Raw genomic sequence first — 18,137 nt, forward strand, 5'->3', positions numbered from 1 at the left:
GGCATTCGCCTGCACATATCACCAAACAAACATCTGCAGGCAAGCTAAAAGCTAGAATTCAAATCAGCAAAGCTTACTGGGCAGCTTTCGGAGCAAACAACCATATTTTCAGGCAAAAAAGGACGTTGATTAAAAAAGGCTACCTCCATCCGGAAGCAGCCCATGCTAAACCTATTCAAGTAAACTTTCTCCCTTACGGGCATGCATCCCCGGACAATACCAGCCGGAGAATAACCATTTTCCCCCTGCCGGTGCACTAAGGCACCAGCAGGGGAATACCAAAATGACGGGCATCGCGCCCGTCGCAAAAAAAACGTCAGCCTGCCAGTTCATCTCGCTTATAATAATTGAACCTAATTTTGGAGACCGGAAGCAATATTCGGCAATCGATCATTATCAAAATACAACCCTAATGATTTCAGTAAGAATTACTGTTTAGGCACGATATTACATCTACTTTATTTTGCCCTGACATCAAACCTGATCGCTATTCCGAACTAAATTCTACATCGTGATAAATGTCAGTATAAAAAAACAACCGCATGCATTATTTTCACCATTTCCCATTGCCAAAACGAGGTCAAAAAACTACTTTCACGTTTTACAATTACTAAAAACTAAAACAAAAAAATGAAAGCCATTAACCTCTCAGAACTATTTGGACAGAAGATATTTAGGATCCCGGATTACCAGCGTGGTTATGCATGGGAGGATAAACAATTGGGCGAACTATGGGATGATATCACTGATATCCCTTTGGGTGAAAATGAGTACCGTTCGCATTATACCGGTACCATCTATGTCGAAGATTGTAAGCCGACCGAATCGGAAAACTGGCTAACTGGCGTGTCCTTTTTCAGTGTAGTAGACGGCCAACAACGGCTGACGACAATCAGTATATTGTTGCACGTACTGATCAAACATGCCGGTCTGGGTTATTGCAATGAAAGCAAGGCGGACCTTGAAAAAGCCTATCTATACAAATCCAATATCAGCGGAGAAAGCCGCGTCTACCGTTTCTGTTATTTCCCGGAAGATAAAAACCAGCCGTTTCTGCTCAACAGGATCTTTGAGTATCCAAAAGCTGTTTACGATGAATCCCATTATAATTCTTACAGTAAAAACCTTAAGGTGGCTAAGGATTTCTTTGAAGAAAAGATAGTCGATATGGATCACGCGACCAGGGAAATCCTGTTTACAAAAGTAACTACGGCACTAAAGTTTGACTTTAGGGCCATTGAAAAAGACCTGGATGTGCAAGCTGTATTTGAAACCATGAACAACAGGGGGAAATCACTTTCCACGCTGGAAAAATTGAAAAACCGGCTCATGCACCTTACCGAGAAACTTTCTTCTCCCAAAGAAGACTGCAAAAGCCTACGTCAGGCAATCAATACTTCCTGGGGCATTATTTATACCTGGTTGGCCAAAAACCCTGACCAGATCCTGGATGAAGACGTTTTCCTTTCTGCACACCTTTCCTTGTTCAGAACACCCAAGGATGCCGTATTTTCTGAAAAACTGGCAGAGGACAAAGTATTTCAGATGTTCTGTAACCGCTCGGAGCAATATGAAATGAAGGAAAACGGCACCAAAGAAGCACCGGTCAGCTATATTAAAATTCAGGATTATATCCAAAAACTTGCCCAGTTTGCACCTCGTTGGCACGAAATCTATAACGCTAAACTCATAGAAATCAATAAGATCCTGTTGCTCAATGGCAGCAAGGAAATGAGAATATTTCTTACGCAGTTAATTGCATTGCATGAATCTGATGAACAGTTGTTGGATATGCTCGACAAGATCGAACGCATTATGTTCCGTAACCGGATCCAGGGGATCGGATTGATTGACGAACGTACATTTGCCACCTGGGCCAGAGAACTTTATAACGGCGAAGTTGAGATTTCAGAAATACAGGACCGGTTAATCAATCTGATCAATGTTGAAGTGCCTGCTGTCAACATGGTGCATTTCTTTAATTATGCCTATGGTTACGAGCGTGGTGCCAAAGGCTTCCATCGGTGGTCAACACTAAAATACTTTCTTTTCGAATATGAAGCGTATCTAAAGAAAAGATTTAAGGAAACCGGCAATAAGGTAGACCTGAGCGATTATGATGAAACTACCATAGAACATATCATACCCCAGCACTACCAGGATAACTGGAGCACAGAAATGGAAGAGGTCACGCAAAACCTGACTGAGCAACATGCCTACCATGGCACGAAAGTGATGTTGAATACACTGGGTAATCTTACTATTTTAAAGGGTGGAAAAAACGCCTCCCTTGGCAACAAAAGCTGGGATGAAAAACGTAAACGGTTTCAGAGCGGATCTTACAATGAGATCGATATTGCCATTAATCCGGTCTGGAACCGCGAAACCATCAGCAAACGTGGAGCAGACATGCTGGGCTTCATGGTATCCAAGATCCACGGCCTGAGCCTAACGCCTGCTGAAATGGAACAGATCCTATTTTCAAATGAAGACATCTGTGCTGCGATCAGGGACGGTATTCTTTATCAGCAGCCAGAGTTGGAGACTGAATTCACAAACCAAACAGAGAGTGTTCAATAAAATATTGGCACTCAATACCTGTTAGCAAATAAAAAAAGCCGGTCCTGCATCAATAGCAGATCCGGCTCATTATGGCATCAGCTAAACTTGTAGCCTTATTTTTTTGGCAAGCCAAATTATTATTGCCTTTTATGTTCAAACGATTCCATAGTCGGTAAATGATGTTTTGCAACATGTTTTTCATCCGTCAGGATCCCAGTCCTTTCCCGGTACAAAAACAATATAATAACACAGTAAACACACTTAAAATTATCGCCAATATCAAAAAGGCACAGCCGTCGAATGCTTGCACTGCGCCAGTACCATAGACGAACTCACCTGCCCGATATTGGGCAAACGGTCTATCTTCTGCCTCAAAAAAGCATTATAGCTCTGCAGGCTACTGGTCACGACTTTCAGTATAAAATCATTCGCTCCGGTCGTATGACAACATTCCAGCACTTCAGGATAACCCTCGACAGTATGCTGAAAAAGCTCCAGTGCTTCCCCTGAATGGTCCTTGAGCTGGATGTGCACATAGGCCATCATACACTCTCTTAAAAGTTCGTAATCCAGCAGCGCCACATAGCCCCGGATATACCCGAGCTTTTCCAGCCTTCTGATTCTATCGATAATCGGTGATTTACTTTTATGCAGCCTTCTGCCTATCTCGTTGTAGGTCAAACGGGCCTCCCTTTGCAGGAGTTTTAATATAGCCAGATCAGTCTGGTCGGGATAATAGGATTCCATTATAGCGTTTTTGCTAGTCCGTAATTAAAAAAACTATTGTTACGTTATAATGGGAGCGCTGCAAATATAGCACAATGGGCATGTTATCTGCAAATGGAATCTGCTCCCGGTTTCAATTGCCCTAAAATGATGTTATGGGTCAGTACCGGGTGCGGCCTGGTAAAAAACGGGTCTTATTGTTAGTAATATGTGTGAACAGGTATCCGGGTTAGCGAAGCGCATAAAAAAAGGAAGGGTTTCCCCTTCCCCAGTCCTTCCGGGCAAATCATAAGTTAAACGAAAAATTTAACCGCCGGTCTTATCTTAAACTTGTTCAACCTGCTCGATGAGCTCATCTTTAGCCTCCTGCTTAACAGATGATAACCTGTCTTTGGCCTTATCTGTCATTTCATTGCCGAGTTTGGTCAGGTTTGCAATCTCTTCACCCGCCCTGTCCAACACCTTGTCCTTTAAATCCCTTAAAGACCGTGAAAGTTTATCTACCGTTTCCTCTCCCTTATCGGGTGCAAATAATATACCTAATGCCGCTCCTGCTGCAAGACCTGCCAGCAGGGCAACTACTGTTTTTGAATTATCGTTCATGTTTTCTGGGTTTGTTGCAGGAACAACCCAAAGCCCATCGCTTTTGTTTGAAAATAAATCACTTAGCTCATCATTTACCAAAAATCCAGATCAGTTAAGCTCCTGGGGATGGCTATCCCGGTCCTGCCCGGAAAGCCTGTGCTCAGCTCCTGTAATCTGCTCAGGCTCCAACCAGTTAAACAGCTCTTGCGCTGCCCCACTCAGCCGTAATTGCAGTTTCTCCCTGGTATGACTGTCCAGACCAAGTTCATCCAGGTCTATTTTCATCTCTTTCAGCAGGTCCAGCTGCTTTTTGGTATTCTCCAGTTTGGCCAGTTTATGTTCCCTTTTCCAGTGCACAATCTTATTGATCAGCAGCACAAACTGTTCGATCACTTTGCCAATACCCAACAGGTCAAAATGCCCGGGCGAGGCATATTTCATCTGCACAATGCGCATGTTGCCAAAATCACTGGGATGAAAATCATCGCCGAAAAGTGCAGTAAACTGCCTGTTGCCATACACCACCTGATAGTGCTGCAATAGGTAAAGCTCCAAAAATATTTCATAACCGCTACTGATCTTGTGCGAGAACGAAGTCAGGTCAAACAGTTCCCACTCTCCATCTATAGCTACCCGAAGGATATCACCGTGCTCAGCAATCAACCCCTGATAGAGCTCATCCTGGTCCCCTGGCTTCAGCTTTTCCCAATATTGATAGGAATGTTCGGTCAACGGCTCCTGCTGCTCGATGAGGATGTTATGGATACGCGTCTGAAACAAGGCCTTTTCATCAGCTGTCAAATCAGTTTTCCTAAACTCCTCCAAAAAATCCCAATGTGCGTGAAAAGTACTGTCGGTCATCCTAAGCAATCTCCGTACTGAACCTATCGCCTCCTCAGCGCCTGGAAGCTCAAAGCTTTTCAGCATCTCCTTGTGCAGCAGGTAAGGCGTTTTAGAATTCGATAACATGGATCTGATGATATCAACAAAGGAATCGATCAATCGGTCCAGGTCTGGCCGCTGTTGGTCTGTTTTGGTTTCGAGCATAATGGTAAAAGTAGCGCAAATAACAATTGCCTGCAATCCGCAATTCCATTTGTACCAAAAATAATTATCCCTTAAACCATCAACTGGCTGTATTCCAACGAACAATAGCAGATCAAGATCATTACTCTGATATTTGCACGGACAAAACCGATGAAAAGCTATTTATCTTGTTGCTTTAGGACCAGGATTACACAGGGCAAAAAAATAAAAATGAAAAAAAAACAAGCCTAAACACCATCACGCGATGTGAGGTAATCCTAGACTAACTAACTGATCTGATATTCAGTATAAATATAATAGCACAAATACAAAAGCGATTTGTATCCTGCTGCTGATTTTGCGTATCATTGTAGCTTTATTTTATTGCCAGACAGTAACATCAATGAACAAACAACGCGGCCCAAGCGATGCAGTCAAGATCCTGCTCTTTATCCTCACCCTGGGCGCGTGGTACATCTACTACCGCTGGCGGAAACGCCTGGAGGATAAACAGGAACTAATCGCGCTGCTGCCTGCCATCGAAAAAGCAGTCCTGGATTTCGGTCCCTACTTTGACGGTTCACGCTACTTTGCCCATTATGATTACCTTCAGATCAGGTCCGAGCATGCTGACTTACTATCCCGCATCCCCAAAAACTATCACAGCTATAACCTCTCGGCGCAGGAATTCGAAACAATTGACCGCTTCGCCGGCCTTCACCGGGACTCTCAAAAACACCGGTCAGCATACAACCAGGCTTTTACCAGGGCTGAAACAGACCGCTACTGCTCATTTTTTTCCAGGCTGGAAAAATATCCGCTATCCGATGAGCAGATGCATGCGGTGGTCAGTGAGGAAGACAATAACCTCATCATTGCCGGTGCCGGCACGGGAAAAACCACTACGATCAGTGCCAAGATCGCCTACCTGTTGGATAAAAAACTAGCACGGCCGGACGAGCTGCTGGTGATCTCTTTCACCAATGCCGCCGTTGAAGAGATGTTCGAGCGCACGCTCCGCTTCTGCGGCGAAACAAGTGGCGTTGAGCAGATCACTTTCCGTACTTTCAACTCTTTCGGCAACCAGGTCGTGCGCCACTGCAATCCACATCCCAAACAGATTGCCTTTGAGGGCAAGGATTATAAAGCGAAGGCATTTCTGCAACAGCGCTTTGATTCCCTGTTCAAAAGCGATGAGGATTTCCAAAGCAAAGCCATTAATTTCCTCGCTTTCTTTAACCGTCCGGTAAAGGATGAAATGGAATTCAATTCGGCCGAAGAATTTAAAAGACACCAGCAGTCCCAGCGCTGCATCAGCCTGAACGGTATTGAGGTCAAAAGTATGGAGGAGCTGCAGATCGCCAATTTCCTCTATCTCCATCAGGTGGATTTCGAATACGAATCGCTGTTTCCACTGGAACGCGAAGACCGCAATGCTGATTTTCAGGCCTATGCACCTGACTTTTACCTGCCGGGTTACGATATCTATCACGAACACTATGGTATAGACAGGAATGGTGATGTTCCTCACTGGTTTGCTGCCAAACCGCCCTTTAAAACCGCCAGGGAATATTACCACCATGGCATGAACTGGAAGGAACAGATCCATCAAAAATATGGAACCAGGCTCATCAAAACTTATTCCTATCAAAGCCGCGAAGGCGGGATGTTAAAATCATTGAAGCAACAGCTCCTGTCATTTGGCGTAATACTTAGAAAGCGGAATGCGGAGGAAATTATCGGCCAGCTCAAAAAAACTGAAGACTTTGACGGCTTTATCGGACTGATCTATACTTTTTTAGGCCTGATGAAGTCCAGCGGTATGTCTCCTAAGGACTTAAGGACGCAGGAGATGGAACTGCGTTTTTCAGTATTCTTGGGCGTATTTACGCCCTTATACCATGCTTACGAGCAAACACTGAAAGCGACGAAGTCTATCGACTTCAATGATATGGTCAACCATGCTGCTTTCTACATCAATGAGGGAAGATATCAAAAAAGCTATAAATATATCCTGGTTGATGAATTTCAGGACATGTCCCAGGGAAGGTACGCTCTGCTGGATGCACTGAAAAAAAACAATCCCTCAGCCAAGCTTTATGCAGTAGGTGATGACTGGCAGTCAGTTTACCGCTTCAACGGCAGTGATGTTTCGATTATCACTCGTTTCAGCGAATATTTTGGGGTTACAGCCATCAATCAGATTTTGCAGACCTACCGTTTCAACACAGAAATCCTTGGCGTGAGCAGCAGCTTTATCCAGAAAAATCCATTACAGCTGAGCAAAAAACTATTTTCCCCATTCGATGCTGAACTGCCCGCTTTTCAGCTCGTACCGATGAGCTATAAAGGGATGAAAAAGGCGGATGCTGATCTTTACCGGCTGGATGCGATCGGTAAGATACTGAAGGAAGTCAGCAGGATAACCGCCCGTGCCAGTGTATTTTTGATCGGCAGATATCAGCACAACTGCCCTATAGACCTGCCGGTATTGCAAAAAAAATACCCCTACCTGCGCCTGAGTTTCCATACCGCCCACGGCAGCAAGGGGCTCACCTGTGATTATACGATCCTGCTCAACCTGGATTCAGGTGTCTTTGGATTTCCGTCCGAAATTGCCGATGATCCGGTACTGGACAATTTACTGCAGGATAGCGGTAGTTACGATAACGCCGAAGAGCGCAGGCTTTTCTATGTGGCATTGACCAGAGCAAGGCATAAAGTATTTTTGCTGTACAACAAACGCTCGCCAAGCAAATTTGTCCAGGAGCTTAAAGCCGATTACGATCTGGAAATGGATGAAAGTTATTAGTGGATAAAGGCTCGCCTGAACCCTTCCAGCTCCTTCATCGCAGCCCCTGCTGTGCTACCTGGCTTTCACCTGGTCAAATAACATGGTCTATTTGTTTTTTTAGCACATTAAAAAAAGCACTCCAGCAATCACAAGTATCGATCCTAAGCATTCAAATGCACAGTTTCACGACTGACCTACCATTCCAGCTGATAACCAGGCACAAAAACGAAAAAAATAATGGTGTAGAATATAATACCAAAATAGACCACAATCCGCCCCTTAGATAAAACATTATTCTGAAAAGCTGTTAGATAACAGCCCGATCTACCGAAATAACATCCGCACGTTTTATTAACACCCTCATCGCCGATATTTGCTATCCACGAATGAAATATGCCCTTTAGCAAGGCGTGGGATATGGTGGATTGTAGAAGGTCTCCATTTTTTAGTTTAGTTAATGATTGACAGGGCCGGTTTTCCGGCCTTGTTTTTGTCACGTCTTGACCTATTACCCCTATAAAATCTATTGATCTACTTTCACAATAAGGCTGGCTTATGACCCACCCCCCCTCCTGTCATTTCACATACTGATAATCATCATAGATTAGCTGATCCAACATCTCTATGGCGAACAAAGGGCATGTTGCGCTGTAGCGATGTCCGCTTTCAGGATGGACGGGTTCCGTCGCCATGCGCTCAAAAAACAGATCCTGAAACAGGCCCCAGCCGACAAAGGCAATGGCATCTGTTCCTTCGAATATCTTAGGTCTCAAATAATCCCAGCTTTCAAATCCTTCAGGCATGGGGCTACAAAAATCTTTTAGGAAGGTTTCGCCGTAGGTGGTAATAGTATCGAGCGTCTCACTATGCCCTTCAGGCGCATGATCACGGATGATCCTTCTGATCCTTTTCCCCATTTCTGTAGCGCTCACTTTTCTATCCCTGAAAACGAGCTCAGGTGTCTGGAACGAGGCAAAATTCATGATGGTAATGTTATAGGGGGCCAGCCCAACTTCATGGCAGTGCCTCCATAGGAAAGCAAAACCATGGGCCTTTAAAGCATTTCCTTTTGCGGACATCGCGTGCAGGGCAGCAAACATGGAATCCTGAAATTCCCCCATCCGAAAATAGTCCCCACCACGGTACAACTCATCGTCATATAAACACAGCTGATATCCGCCAAGCTGCTTTGCCCAGATCCTGGGCTTAAATGCCGGGTCACAAATCTGTAAGGGATCAATAATCTTTAACCCTATTCCATCGGACGCCATCTCAGGCTCCAAACAGATCAGCCACTTATTGAGCCAAACGATTTCGTTATAGATATAATGTTTCAATAAGGTTGGCCAGTCATTTGATATGATGACATTGACAATATCCCCTTCAGCTAAATAAGGCAGGTAGGTCCTGATCTCGGCTGCATAGGCACTGATCTCTGTACCTGCCTGCCGTGTGGGGCCCTTGATATTCTTTAGTTCAATAATCAATATGCTCTGCGTTTCAGGCGCATAAACAATGAAATCAGGCTTTAATACATCCTTTGCATTCATGGATATATCGATGTTTTCAGAAACCACATCGTTGTTCTCAAAAGACTTCAGGCAATATTGAAAGCTGTTACAGATCTTCCTTTGCCCGGCATCTTTAACCGCACTGGAAAAGTCTTGCTCCTTGAAATCCTCATAATTGCTGATCATATCGGCAAGTGCCTCCCCTTTTGCAAAACGGCTGCTGAGCCACTGCTGCATTTCTTTTTCGCTATCAAAGTGTTTCATGAGGGTAAGTTAATCAATCCAGTTAGATTATGATGGGATGAGCAGTGAAATGGATTAAAATACACTTCATGCTTACTTGAACCAGGTGCGAGCCATGCAAAATATAGGGAACGAATTTAACAAATAGCAAGACAAACGACCCCGAAATCGTAATATCATATTACCAAGCACAAGTGATCACAAAACCATAAAACAAAAAAAGCCCCTCAATCCTGAGCAGGCTAATTTGATAAAAAGTGTGCCCCATCAGGGGCGGCACAAAGGTAACAAAATTCTCATGATGACTATAATATCTCCAGTGCCGGTTTAAAGCTGATCTTTTCAAGCGTAATAAAATCCCCACCTTCCCAGCAAAAAACCGGGCAACAAAAAGCAAACCATATTAACTGGTAGCAAGTAAATTCTTCCTGCTTAGATTTCCGAGCATATCCACAACCATTTCCTTCAATCCAAATTGCGCTTTCCATCCCCAATCTTCCCTGGCGTGCAGGTCATAGATCGAATCCGGCCAGCTATCAGCGATCTTTTGTCTGAAATCAGGTACGTAGCCCATACGGAACCCTTCTAGATGCAGCCCGATTTCCGAGGCAATCTGCTCGGGCGTAAAGCTCATAGCCGAAATATTATAAGCTGTCCTGATCGAGATATCCTTAGCAGGAGCTTCCATCAGTTCCAATGTAGCCCTGATCGCATCTGGCATGTACATCATTGGCAGGCAGGTATCCGGCTTTAAAAAACACAGGTAATCGCCAAGCGAGAGCGCCTGATGAAAAATATCAACCGCATAATCTGTCGTCCCGCCCCCTGGAGGGGACTGGTAGCTGATCAGTCCGGGATAACGCAAACTCCGCACGTCCAGTCCAAATTTCTCATGGTAATACTGGCACCAATATTCTCCTGCGGCCTTACTGATCCCATATACCGTTGAGGGAATACTCGCATTGGCCTGTGGGGCATCCCGTTTTGGCGCATCAGGGCCGAAAACGGCAATACTGCTGGGCCAGAATACTTTTTCCATATTGCATTTGACCGCCACATCCAGCACATTGAGCAGCCCGTCCATATTCAGCTGCCAGGCCTTTGCCGGATCCTGCTCGCCATTTGCGGAAAGTATAGCAGCCAATAAATAAACTTCGGTGACCATTTCCTCTCGACAGAGCATCAACAGCTGCGCTTTGTTCATCACGTCCAGCTTTGCGTAAGGATAACTGTCGCTCCCGGCATGGCCTTTATCCCGGATGTCGGTTGCCAAAACCTGATCACGCCCATATTTTGTCCGCAGAGCCTGGGTAAGTTCTATTCCGATCTGTCCGCAGGCACCGATTACAAGTATCTTTGTCTTTTTCATTTTTTCATGCTATAGTGGGTGCTCTTATCCTTATTGTCTTTTAGCGGCCTGTTAAAGGGTTGACTGTTACGCATTATCAGCCCTCCACAGACAATCAGTAGCAGGATTAAGCTTAAATGTATGATCAGATCGTTGTTCATGGTATAGTGGTTAATATTTGAATTTCCTGAAGGGGTAAACCGATCTTAAAAACATATAGATCAATTTAAGTTGCAGAATCTGCAAACCAGCTGCCATCCGGCACCATACACCTTTCAAGGCAGACAGCAAGGACGAAGGCGTTATAGAAAAGGACATCTCGCGCCAGAAAAAAGGTCCTTTACGATACAGCAAAAGCGTCCAGGCGATGGCAGGGACAATGACCTGCAACAAACTAAATGCCACCTGAGTGGTTTCCTCAAACACCGGAAAGTCCCCTTTCCAAGGCAATAACCTTAAGTTTATGGATGGCCGACTTTTCAATCTGCTTGATCCTTTCGGTAGTCAGGTTTACTCTTCCGGCCATCACCTCGTGGCTGCAGTACATAGGCTGGCCAATACCATAAAGTCCCTCAATAACTGTACGTTCTTTGTGATTTAAACCCGAAAGCAGGAGTTCGGTGAGATTTCGCTGATCTGAAAGTTCGGTAAGGTAATCCGAAGGCGGCAGGAGTTCATCCGCTATGCTGTCGCCAACTTCCCGTCCACCATCCTCATCTCCCTGGGGCTGATAGATTGAAAGCGGGATCCGGTCGGCGAGCAACTGTTCGCTCAACTGATGCACGGGTACACCCATGCCTTTTGCAAGCTCTTCAATCGTCGCTGACCTTTCAAGTTTCTGCTCGAGCTCTCCCATCAGTTGATGGGCAACGGTAATATTGCGTACCTGGTTCATCGGCAACCTCACCATCCTGGCATGTTCTCCTAGCGCTAACATCATAGACTGACGGATCCAGTACACCGCATAGGAGATAAACTTAAATCCCAGTGTGACATCAAATTTTCTCGCCGCAGCGATCAATCCCAGATTTCCCTCATTGATCAGATCTCCAATAGGAAGGCCCATGCGCTCATACTTCTTTGCACAGGATATGACAAAGCGCAGGTTTCCCTTAACCAGGCGGTCTATCGCAGACTCATCTCCCTCCCGGATCCGTTTACAGAGCAGTGCCTCTTCTTCCTCATCAAGCAATCCGATCCTGGCCAGGTCATTGAAATACAGATTGAGTGAATGGTATTCACGGGTAGTATAGGAAATTTCGATGCGCAGGAACTTCATGCCCGGTTTTTTGCTCATAGATGTTATCATTGCCCTTACAGGCAGCTGTTTGGTCGCTGTAAAGTTGAAAAGTTCTGTTCAAGCCCAATAGTAAAGCACATAGAAAAGTAAATCTGGCTGTAAACCTCCATGGCAATAAAATGATATTCTGTATGGGGATCCCTGTAACATACCTGGCAGATCAAAATGTGGTCAGATATTCAGGTAGATAGGCGCTGGGATATGTCTTGGGAGGGCTTTCCCTTTGCATTGCCCTTCTTCTTTTTCTTCTTTTTAACGGGTGTATCTTCTGATCCGTTAATGATACCTTCAGTAGCAATGATCTTCGCTACTTCTGCCTTGATCCGCTCATAGTTGATCCGAATATCGGCTTCACTGACCCTGGCAACATTTGGGATATCCTCAAAGCCAGCCTCTTCTTCGGCTATTTTTGCATGATCGTTCAGGATCTCGCAGTGAAACATTTTTAGGGCAATTTTTTCCTGCGGATTATCGGCCACCATACCGACAAATTCCCCGGAAGACAGTGAGGCAATTTTGGAGGCCGGGATGGCCATTTCGAGCTGCGTGGACTTACTGATTGACACATCCGAACTGTTGACGCTCTTGCTCTGTCGGTCCTGCATGATCTTGCCAAAGGTTTCACTGAGCTTCTTTGCCGTGTCGCCGGTTACCTGTCCACTGATGATGTTGCCCACAATGCCGGTAATCACATCGGCCTGCTCCTGCCCATAATCTTTCCTTAATTGGCTGAAATCCTGTATAGCAAGTGTCGTGGCCACTTTGTTGCTCCTTGCCGTGGCAATCAGGCTATCCATATTGTTGAAATAAATGGTAGGGAATTCATCAAAGATGAGGCTGCTTTTAAGTTTGTTTTTCTGATTGACCAGTTTAATCATCCTGGACACATACAGGGAAAGCACTGCGCCATAGATTTGGATCTTCTGCGGGTTATTGCCCACACAGATGATTTTGGGCGCTTTGGGGTTGTTGAGGTCCAGCGTAAAATCGTTCCCGCTCAGCACATAGTACAGTTGTGGGCTGGAAAGCCGCGCAAGGCCGATTTTGGCCGAAGCTATCTGTCCCTCCAGCTGTGGCAGGGCATCGTTTTTCCAGGCGGTGATGAAGGGATTGATGAGCACCTTGATTTCTTCCTGTTTTTCCAGTAAAGTAAAAAGCTGGTCGTAATCCGCTTGCATCAACTCGATCACATGAGGCAAAGTGCAATAGACGCCATCCATATATTTTCTCAGGTACCAGATCATCGCGGTTAAAAAATTGATCGGACTCTCCACAAAAAAATCCCCCTGCTTTTTGATCCAGTCCCGGTTCAGTCCGAGCATGATTGTACGGCTGGCCTCTGTAGCATCCGTTATATCTTCCATCCCCTCCGGATCCAGCGGATTACAACGGTGAAGGGGATCATCGAAATTGATCACAAAAAACTTTGGCCTGACCGCATAATTTGCGGCAAATTTCCTTAGCATATTCCAGGCAATACGGCTGAGGTCATCGTACTTGAAATCGTAGATGAACATGCTAAAGCCTTTTTTAATGTGCTGGGCGATAATGTGCCGGATCACAAAATAACTCTTTCCGGCACCGGGCGTTCCAACCACCAGCAGACCGCGGAACATATTGACCAGATTGATCCAGCTACGCTTCAATTCCCCTTTATGGCGGTATTGGGCCGGAAGGTTGACGGAAAATTCGTTCTCCAGCAGCCGTTCTTCCTGCGGAAAGGTTTCGTTGTCCCGGTTAAAAATATCTCCCTGAAGACTTTCCTTCACAATCCGGGAAAGTTTTGCGCCACTGGCCATCATAAACAGGTATCCGGTAAGTGCCACGACCATATAAAAAACCGATTTCATAACCAGGTTAGCCTCCAGGTACAATAGGATAACACTGGCAAAGAACAGAACGATCCCCATCAAAAACTGCACAATCAGTGGCCGGAGCCTGATATGCTCATTTTTGCCGCCCTTTACTCCAAGCAGGGATATCAGCAGGAAGAGCAGGCTGGCGATTTTGGGATAATAGATGCTGCGAAATAAAGCTGTTTTTGCAATACCTTTCAAGATCCTGTCGCTGAGATCGGCATGAAACCCCAGGTGTCTGAAAAAGCCATAACAACAAAGGTAAAAATGTATTCCCAGGACGAATAGGCTGATCCAGCGCGTAAGATCCATGATCTTGCGCAGGCCCGTGGTATCTTCACCAGTATTCATCGTTGCGCTTCCCTTCCCATAAAACGTTTCTTCTTCTTTTTGCGTTTCAGTAGCGGGCTAACCGGCTGAGCGTAGTCGGTTTGGTATAAAGCACTGATATCAAGTCCGGTTTGCTCTAATGCAGATTCATGGTTCTGTTGATTTATCGTTTCCAATGTCGTAGTCATTTTTTGACTTGGCATCCCACTGGGTTGCAGTCTCGAAGCGATTCCTAGTGCGCTGTAGGCTTTGCCCAGTTCACTGCCTTTCATTACCGCTTTACTATCATGGTCGATATAGGTCATGCCAAAAACCCTTCCCTCTGCTGTACGACTTAGGATCAGGTCAATATTTGTTTTAGAAAGTCTATGCTGGAAATCTGCCATGGACTTAACACCTCCCGCCAGTAGCATATCCAGTTTATGTCTGATGCCTGGCTTCAGTTTGGTTTTTAATGTGGCTTTTTGAAGGAAATCCTGCTCCAGATTCCTTAAGATGGGTTTTCCGTTCAGGGCACTCGCTTTTATCGGTACGCCTACTGGTTTGCCATTATTATCCAGTACAGCATAAAGCAGGCCCCTGTTTGCCTCCATTCTTGACCCGGTTGTTCCAGGTATAGCAATTGCGTTATACCTTTTTAAAATCGCATTGAATTCGTTTAAACCGGAGTAGATATATTGCGCTCTTACTGCTCTGGTCAGGTTTGACAGTGATTTTTTGAGGGCTTTTTCACCATACTCCAACTGTTTCAGTGATGGTTTTTCAATTTGATGCGCTGGCTCCCGCCCTTCTGCAACGATAAGGCCATACCTTTGTTCCAGCTCCTTTCTTAAGGGTTCCGATACGTTTTTGCCAATATCGTGCAAGCTGATCCTAGATCCGTCAGCTTGGATATTGGTCGTTGCAATATGCAGATGTGGGTGATGGGCATCTTGATGAGCATAAATGAGATAAGGTTGTTGGCCAAACCCAATACCCTCCATGTATTGATGAGCGATCTGAATCATCTTTTCTTCGTTCAAACAGTCCTTTTTATGAAAATTGAGGCTAATGTGCAGCGCATTGGTCTTTGCCCTTTCATTAAGCTTAGTGAGGTGCTGAAAACGGTTGATCTTCATTTGAACGGTCAGCTCCTGCGGATCCGCGGCAAAACAGTTGGCTGCAAGCAATACGGTCTTTCCTTCCAGCACCTTATCCTCGTTGTAATACACCACGCCTGCTATCTTTTTTCCGGTTCTGATTTTGACAACCATTTTTTAGCGAGTTCACCCACAATCTGTAATAACAGCTCAATTTTTTGATCCGTTTTTTTATGTTCCTCAAGTGTACGGTTCACATAGAACCATTTTTCACTACTGCTTTGCACCTGATGAAAATAGTGGGTCTGTTGATTGATATTGATTCCGATCGCACGGATTTCTTTCCTGATCCTGGATAGTTCCTCCATAAATGGCCCCATTGAATTGTCATGATGAAACACATTGATCCTGCCACCAGTGATGATTTTTCTCGCAGCAGCACAGGGGCTCCGACAATCGCTGATATCCACCAGTCTGTGGAGTTTTTCGTAGGTCTGCTGATCTATCCTAATGCGTAACACGTGACTCAGCAGCTTGGTCCTGTCTTCTCTTTTCTTACCCGCCATCTTTAAATATGAATGATTTTGGAACCGCAAGTCCCGCCGCGGTTCCCCAGCCGTAAGGATGGCAAGATTCGTTTGTCTACAAACGTACATCTTGCTGCGCACACACGTGGGCAGAATCCATCCATTGAAATCAGTGTTATATGTTTGTTATTGTCTTTTTACAAGCTTCGTGAAGGAATTCAATAGCTTTCGGATCCTAAGCCGCATCGCATTCTTATTCCACTTTTGCTTACCTTTAGGCTGGTAACATTGATGAGCCTCCGTTATTGTCATTTTTCCTTGTCCCATAATACTTTCACTCTTTTTACGTATTTAGACCTATTTAAACTACACAGTAGTAAAGATGACATAACCAGAATTAAAGGATAGGTAACCTCGGGTAATTACCCCAAATTAATGTATGGTCGATGCCGCTTATGAAGTCAGATTTCCCCAGGCCAAATCTCTAAATAAAAATAAAACAAGGGATGGCCACTCTTATTTGAGGTCGTCAGCGCAGGCTACTTTTGCAATGACCCGTAATTATCCTAAGAAAAAAATGGGTTACTACCCTACTATTACCTGGCACTTATTGCCCAATAGAAGATTTTTATAAAAAAGGTCGTTATGCAAAACAAAAAAAAGAGCAAGACCAGATCAAAATCACTAAATGCATGCTGTGACACAGATCATCAACAAACATCAGTCATACCCGCTGAAATGAAGAAAATATTCGAAAAAGCACCGAGAAATTTTAGCAAAAATGAGCAAATTTTGCTATCTTTATTAGTACAGATTATTGTTGAAATCACCATAAGGGAGGAACTATGAAGGCCATTGGCTATATGAGATTAAGTTCTAAAGACCAGTCCAAATCTTTGGAATATCAGGAATCTACCATTCGTTATTATTGCGAAAGAAACAGACTAGATCTGGTTGAACTCTTTAAGGACAACGGAGAGTCCAGCTACACTTTCGACAGACCAGATTATCTTGCATTGGAGCGATTTCTCAAAAAGTTTAAAGGCGAGTGTGACTATTTGATCGTCCTGGATCACGATAGGTTTAGCAGAAACCTACCGGAAGCACTTATGAAGATAGCTGAACTCGAGAAAAATTTCGGGGTAAAGGTTTTATCCACCAATGAGCGGATCGATCTGGACACTTCAGACCCTGATGTATTCATGAAGCGTGCGTTTGATTACATGATTGCAAACAAAGAGCTCTTCACCATACGCGGAAGGACAAGGCAGGGAATAAGAAATGCCAGGGAGCAAGGACGTTATTTGGGCAGAGCTCCGATAGGTTACAGGAACATCCCAGACGCATCGAAAAAGAATCTGATAGAGGTCGATCCGCAGAAATCGCCGATGATTAAGCGGATTTTCCAGGACTATTTGCTAGGTGTAGCCCCATACATTATTTACAAAAGCGTAAAATCGATGGGATTTAAATTAACTGGCAACAGTGCGATTCACAAAATCCTCAACAATTGCACCTATGCCGGCCTGATCAGGATTCCCGCATTTAAGGATTTACCGGAAAAGTTTGTTACGGGAAAGCATGATCCGATTATTTCGGAAAGTGAATATTGGATGGCACAGAGGATGCTAGCCAATAAACGAAAAACTAAAATACGCACCGATGAGGAATTTCCTTTACGGGGCATACTGAAATGTTGGTGCGGCAAAAGTATGACTGCCGGCTGGTCAAAGGGAAAACGACGCTATTACCTTTATTATCGATGCCTTGAACACACCAATGTGAATTTGCCCGGCGAACCCCTCCATGATCAGTTTAATAAGCTAATAGCATCTCTAAATTTTGATACAGATCAGCTGGCGGTTCTCAAATCAGGTATCCAAGCCATGCTAACCGAGCCGTTACAAACAAAAAAAGATAAAATAACAAGGCTTTCTGCTGAACTAAAACAGTTAAACAATAAGATTGAAGACCTGGAGGGGCGTTTTTTAAGTAACCAGATTGAAGCATCGACATACCAGACCTGGTTTAAAAAACTTAAAACGGAAAAATCAGAACTAGAGGCCAAACTCAATCCAAAATCAAGTTCGCAGAAAAATGATGATACTTTAACCAACATTTTACCTGAGCTCAAAAATCTTTTCAATATTTATGACAAAGGCAACATATTCCAAAAGCACACCATTGTAAGGGGGGTGTTCAAAGATGAACTATATTACTTTGACGGTAAATTTAGAACACCCTATATCA

Annotated in this window: 11 protein-coding genes and 1 pseudogene; 3 read left to right on the plus strand and 9 right to left on the minus strand. The window is 44.5% G+C overall.

Annotated features, from left to right (window positions below; all coding sequences use genetic code 11):
• Positions 1-630 precede the first annotated feature (630 nt).
• Positions 631-2,580 (plus strand): DUF262 domain-containing protein, encoded by a 1,950-nt coding sequence (locus DBR40_RS07355; RefSeq protein WP_124559107.1) that lies wholly within the window; start codon positions 631-633, stop codon positions 2,578-2,580.
• A gap of 261 nt (positions 2,581-2,841) precedes the next feature.
• On the opposite strand, the gene DBR40_RS07360 is transcribed toward DBR40_RS07355, so the two are convergent.
• From DBR40_RS07360 to DBR40_RS07370, 3 genes are all read right to left on the minus strand, one after another.
• Positions 2,842-3,309, minus strand: a complete 468-nt coding sequence (locus tag DBR40_RS07360; RefSeq protein ID WP_124559108.1) for an Lrp/AsnC family transcriptional regulator — start codon at positions 3,307-3,309, stop codon at positions 2,842-2,844.
• 303 nt (positions 3,310-3,612) lie between these two features.
• Positions 3,613-3,891, minus strand: a complete 279-nt coding sequence (locus tag DBR40_RS07365) for a YtxH domain-containing protein (protein ID WP_124559109.1) — start codon at positions 3,889-3,891, stop codon at positions 3,613-3,615.
• A gap of 90 nt (positions 3,892-3,981) precedes the next feature.
• Entirely contained in the window at positions 3,982-5,025 is a 1,044-nt protein-coding gene (locus tag DBR40_RS07370) for a hypothetical protein (RefSeq protein ID WP_124559110.1), read from the minus strand.
• Positions 5,026-5,302: 277 nt separating this feature from the next.
• On the opposite strand from DBR40_RS07370, the gene DBR40_RS07375 reads away from it, so the two are divergent.
• Complete coding sequence (locus DBR40_RS07375; RefSeq protein ID WP_124559111.1) at positions 5,303-7,711, plus strand: UvrD-helicase domain-containing protein; 2,409 nt, start codon at positions 5,303-5,305, stop codon at positions 7,709-7,711.
• A 557-nt stretch (positions 7,712-8,268) separates the two neighbouring features.
• Here the strand turns inward: DBR40_RS07375 and DBR40_RS07380 are convergent.
• The 6 genes from DBR40_RS07380 to DBR40_RS07405 form a co-directional block, all read right to left on the minus strand.
• Positions 8,269-9,468 (minus strand): hypothetical protein, encoded by a 1,200-nt coding sequence (locus DBR40_RS07380; protein WP_124559112.1) that lies wholly within the window; start codon positions 9,466-9,468, stop codon positions 8,269-8,271.
• 382 nt (positions 9,469-9,850) lie between these two features.
• Positions 9,851-10,816: an NAD-dependent epimerase/dehydratase family protein gene (locus DBR40_RS07385; protein WP_124559113.1), complete on the minus strand. Its 966-nt coding sequence runs from the start codon at positions 10,814-10,816 to the stop codon at positions 9,851-9,853.
• Between the two features lie 397 nt (positions 10,817-11,213).
• A complete protein-coding gene (locus DBR40_RS07390; protein ID WP_158674003.1) occupies positions 11,214-12,092 on the minus strand; it encodes an RNA polymerase sigma factor RpoD/SigA in 879 nt (292 codons plus the stop codon).
• 182 nt (positions 12,093-12,274) lie between these two features.
• Positions 12,275-14,302, minus strand: coding sequence for a conjugal transfer protein MobC (gene mobC / locus DBR40_RS07395; protein WP_124559115.1), 2,028 nt, complete (start codon positions 14,300-14,302; stop codon positions 12,275-12,277).
• Positions 14,299-15,534: a relaxase/mobilization nuclease domain-containing protein gene (locus DBR40_RS07400; RefSeq protein WP_124559116.1), complete on the minus strand. Its 1,236-nt coding sequence runs from the start codon at positions 15,532-15,534 to the stop codon at positions 14,299-14,301. Before DBR40_RS07400 ends, mobC begins: the two co-directional genes overlap by 4 nt.
• Entirely contained in the window at positions 15,501-15,926 is a 426-nt protein-coding gene (locus DBR40_RS07405; RefSeq protein WP_124559117.1) for a mobilization protein, read from the minus strand. The genes DBR40_RS07400 and DBR40_RS07405 overlap by 34 nt, the downstream gene beginning before the upstream one ends.
• A gap of 824 nt (positions 15,927-16,750) precedes the next feature.
• Here DBR40_RS07405 and DBR40_RS27255 point away from each other — a divergent pair.
• Positions 16,751-17,512 (plus strand): annotated as a pseudogene (locus DBR40_RS27255) (recombinase family protein); the annotation flags it as partial.
• Positions 17,513-18,137: the final 625 nt, after the last annotated feature.

The organism is Pedobacter sp. KBW01 (assembly GCF_003852395.1).
Taxonomy (GTDB): domain Bacteria; phylum Bacteroidota; class Bacteroidia; order Sphingobacteriales; family Sphingobacteriaceae; genus Pedobacter.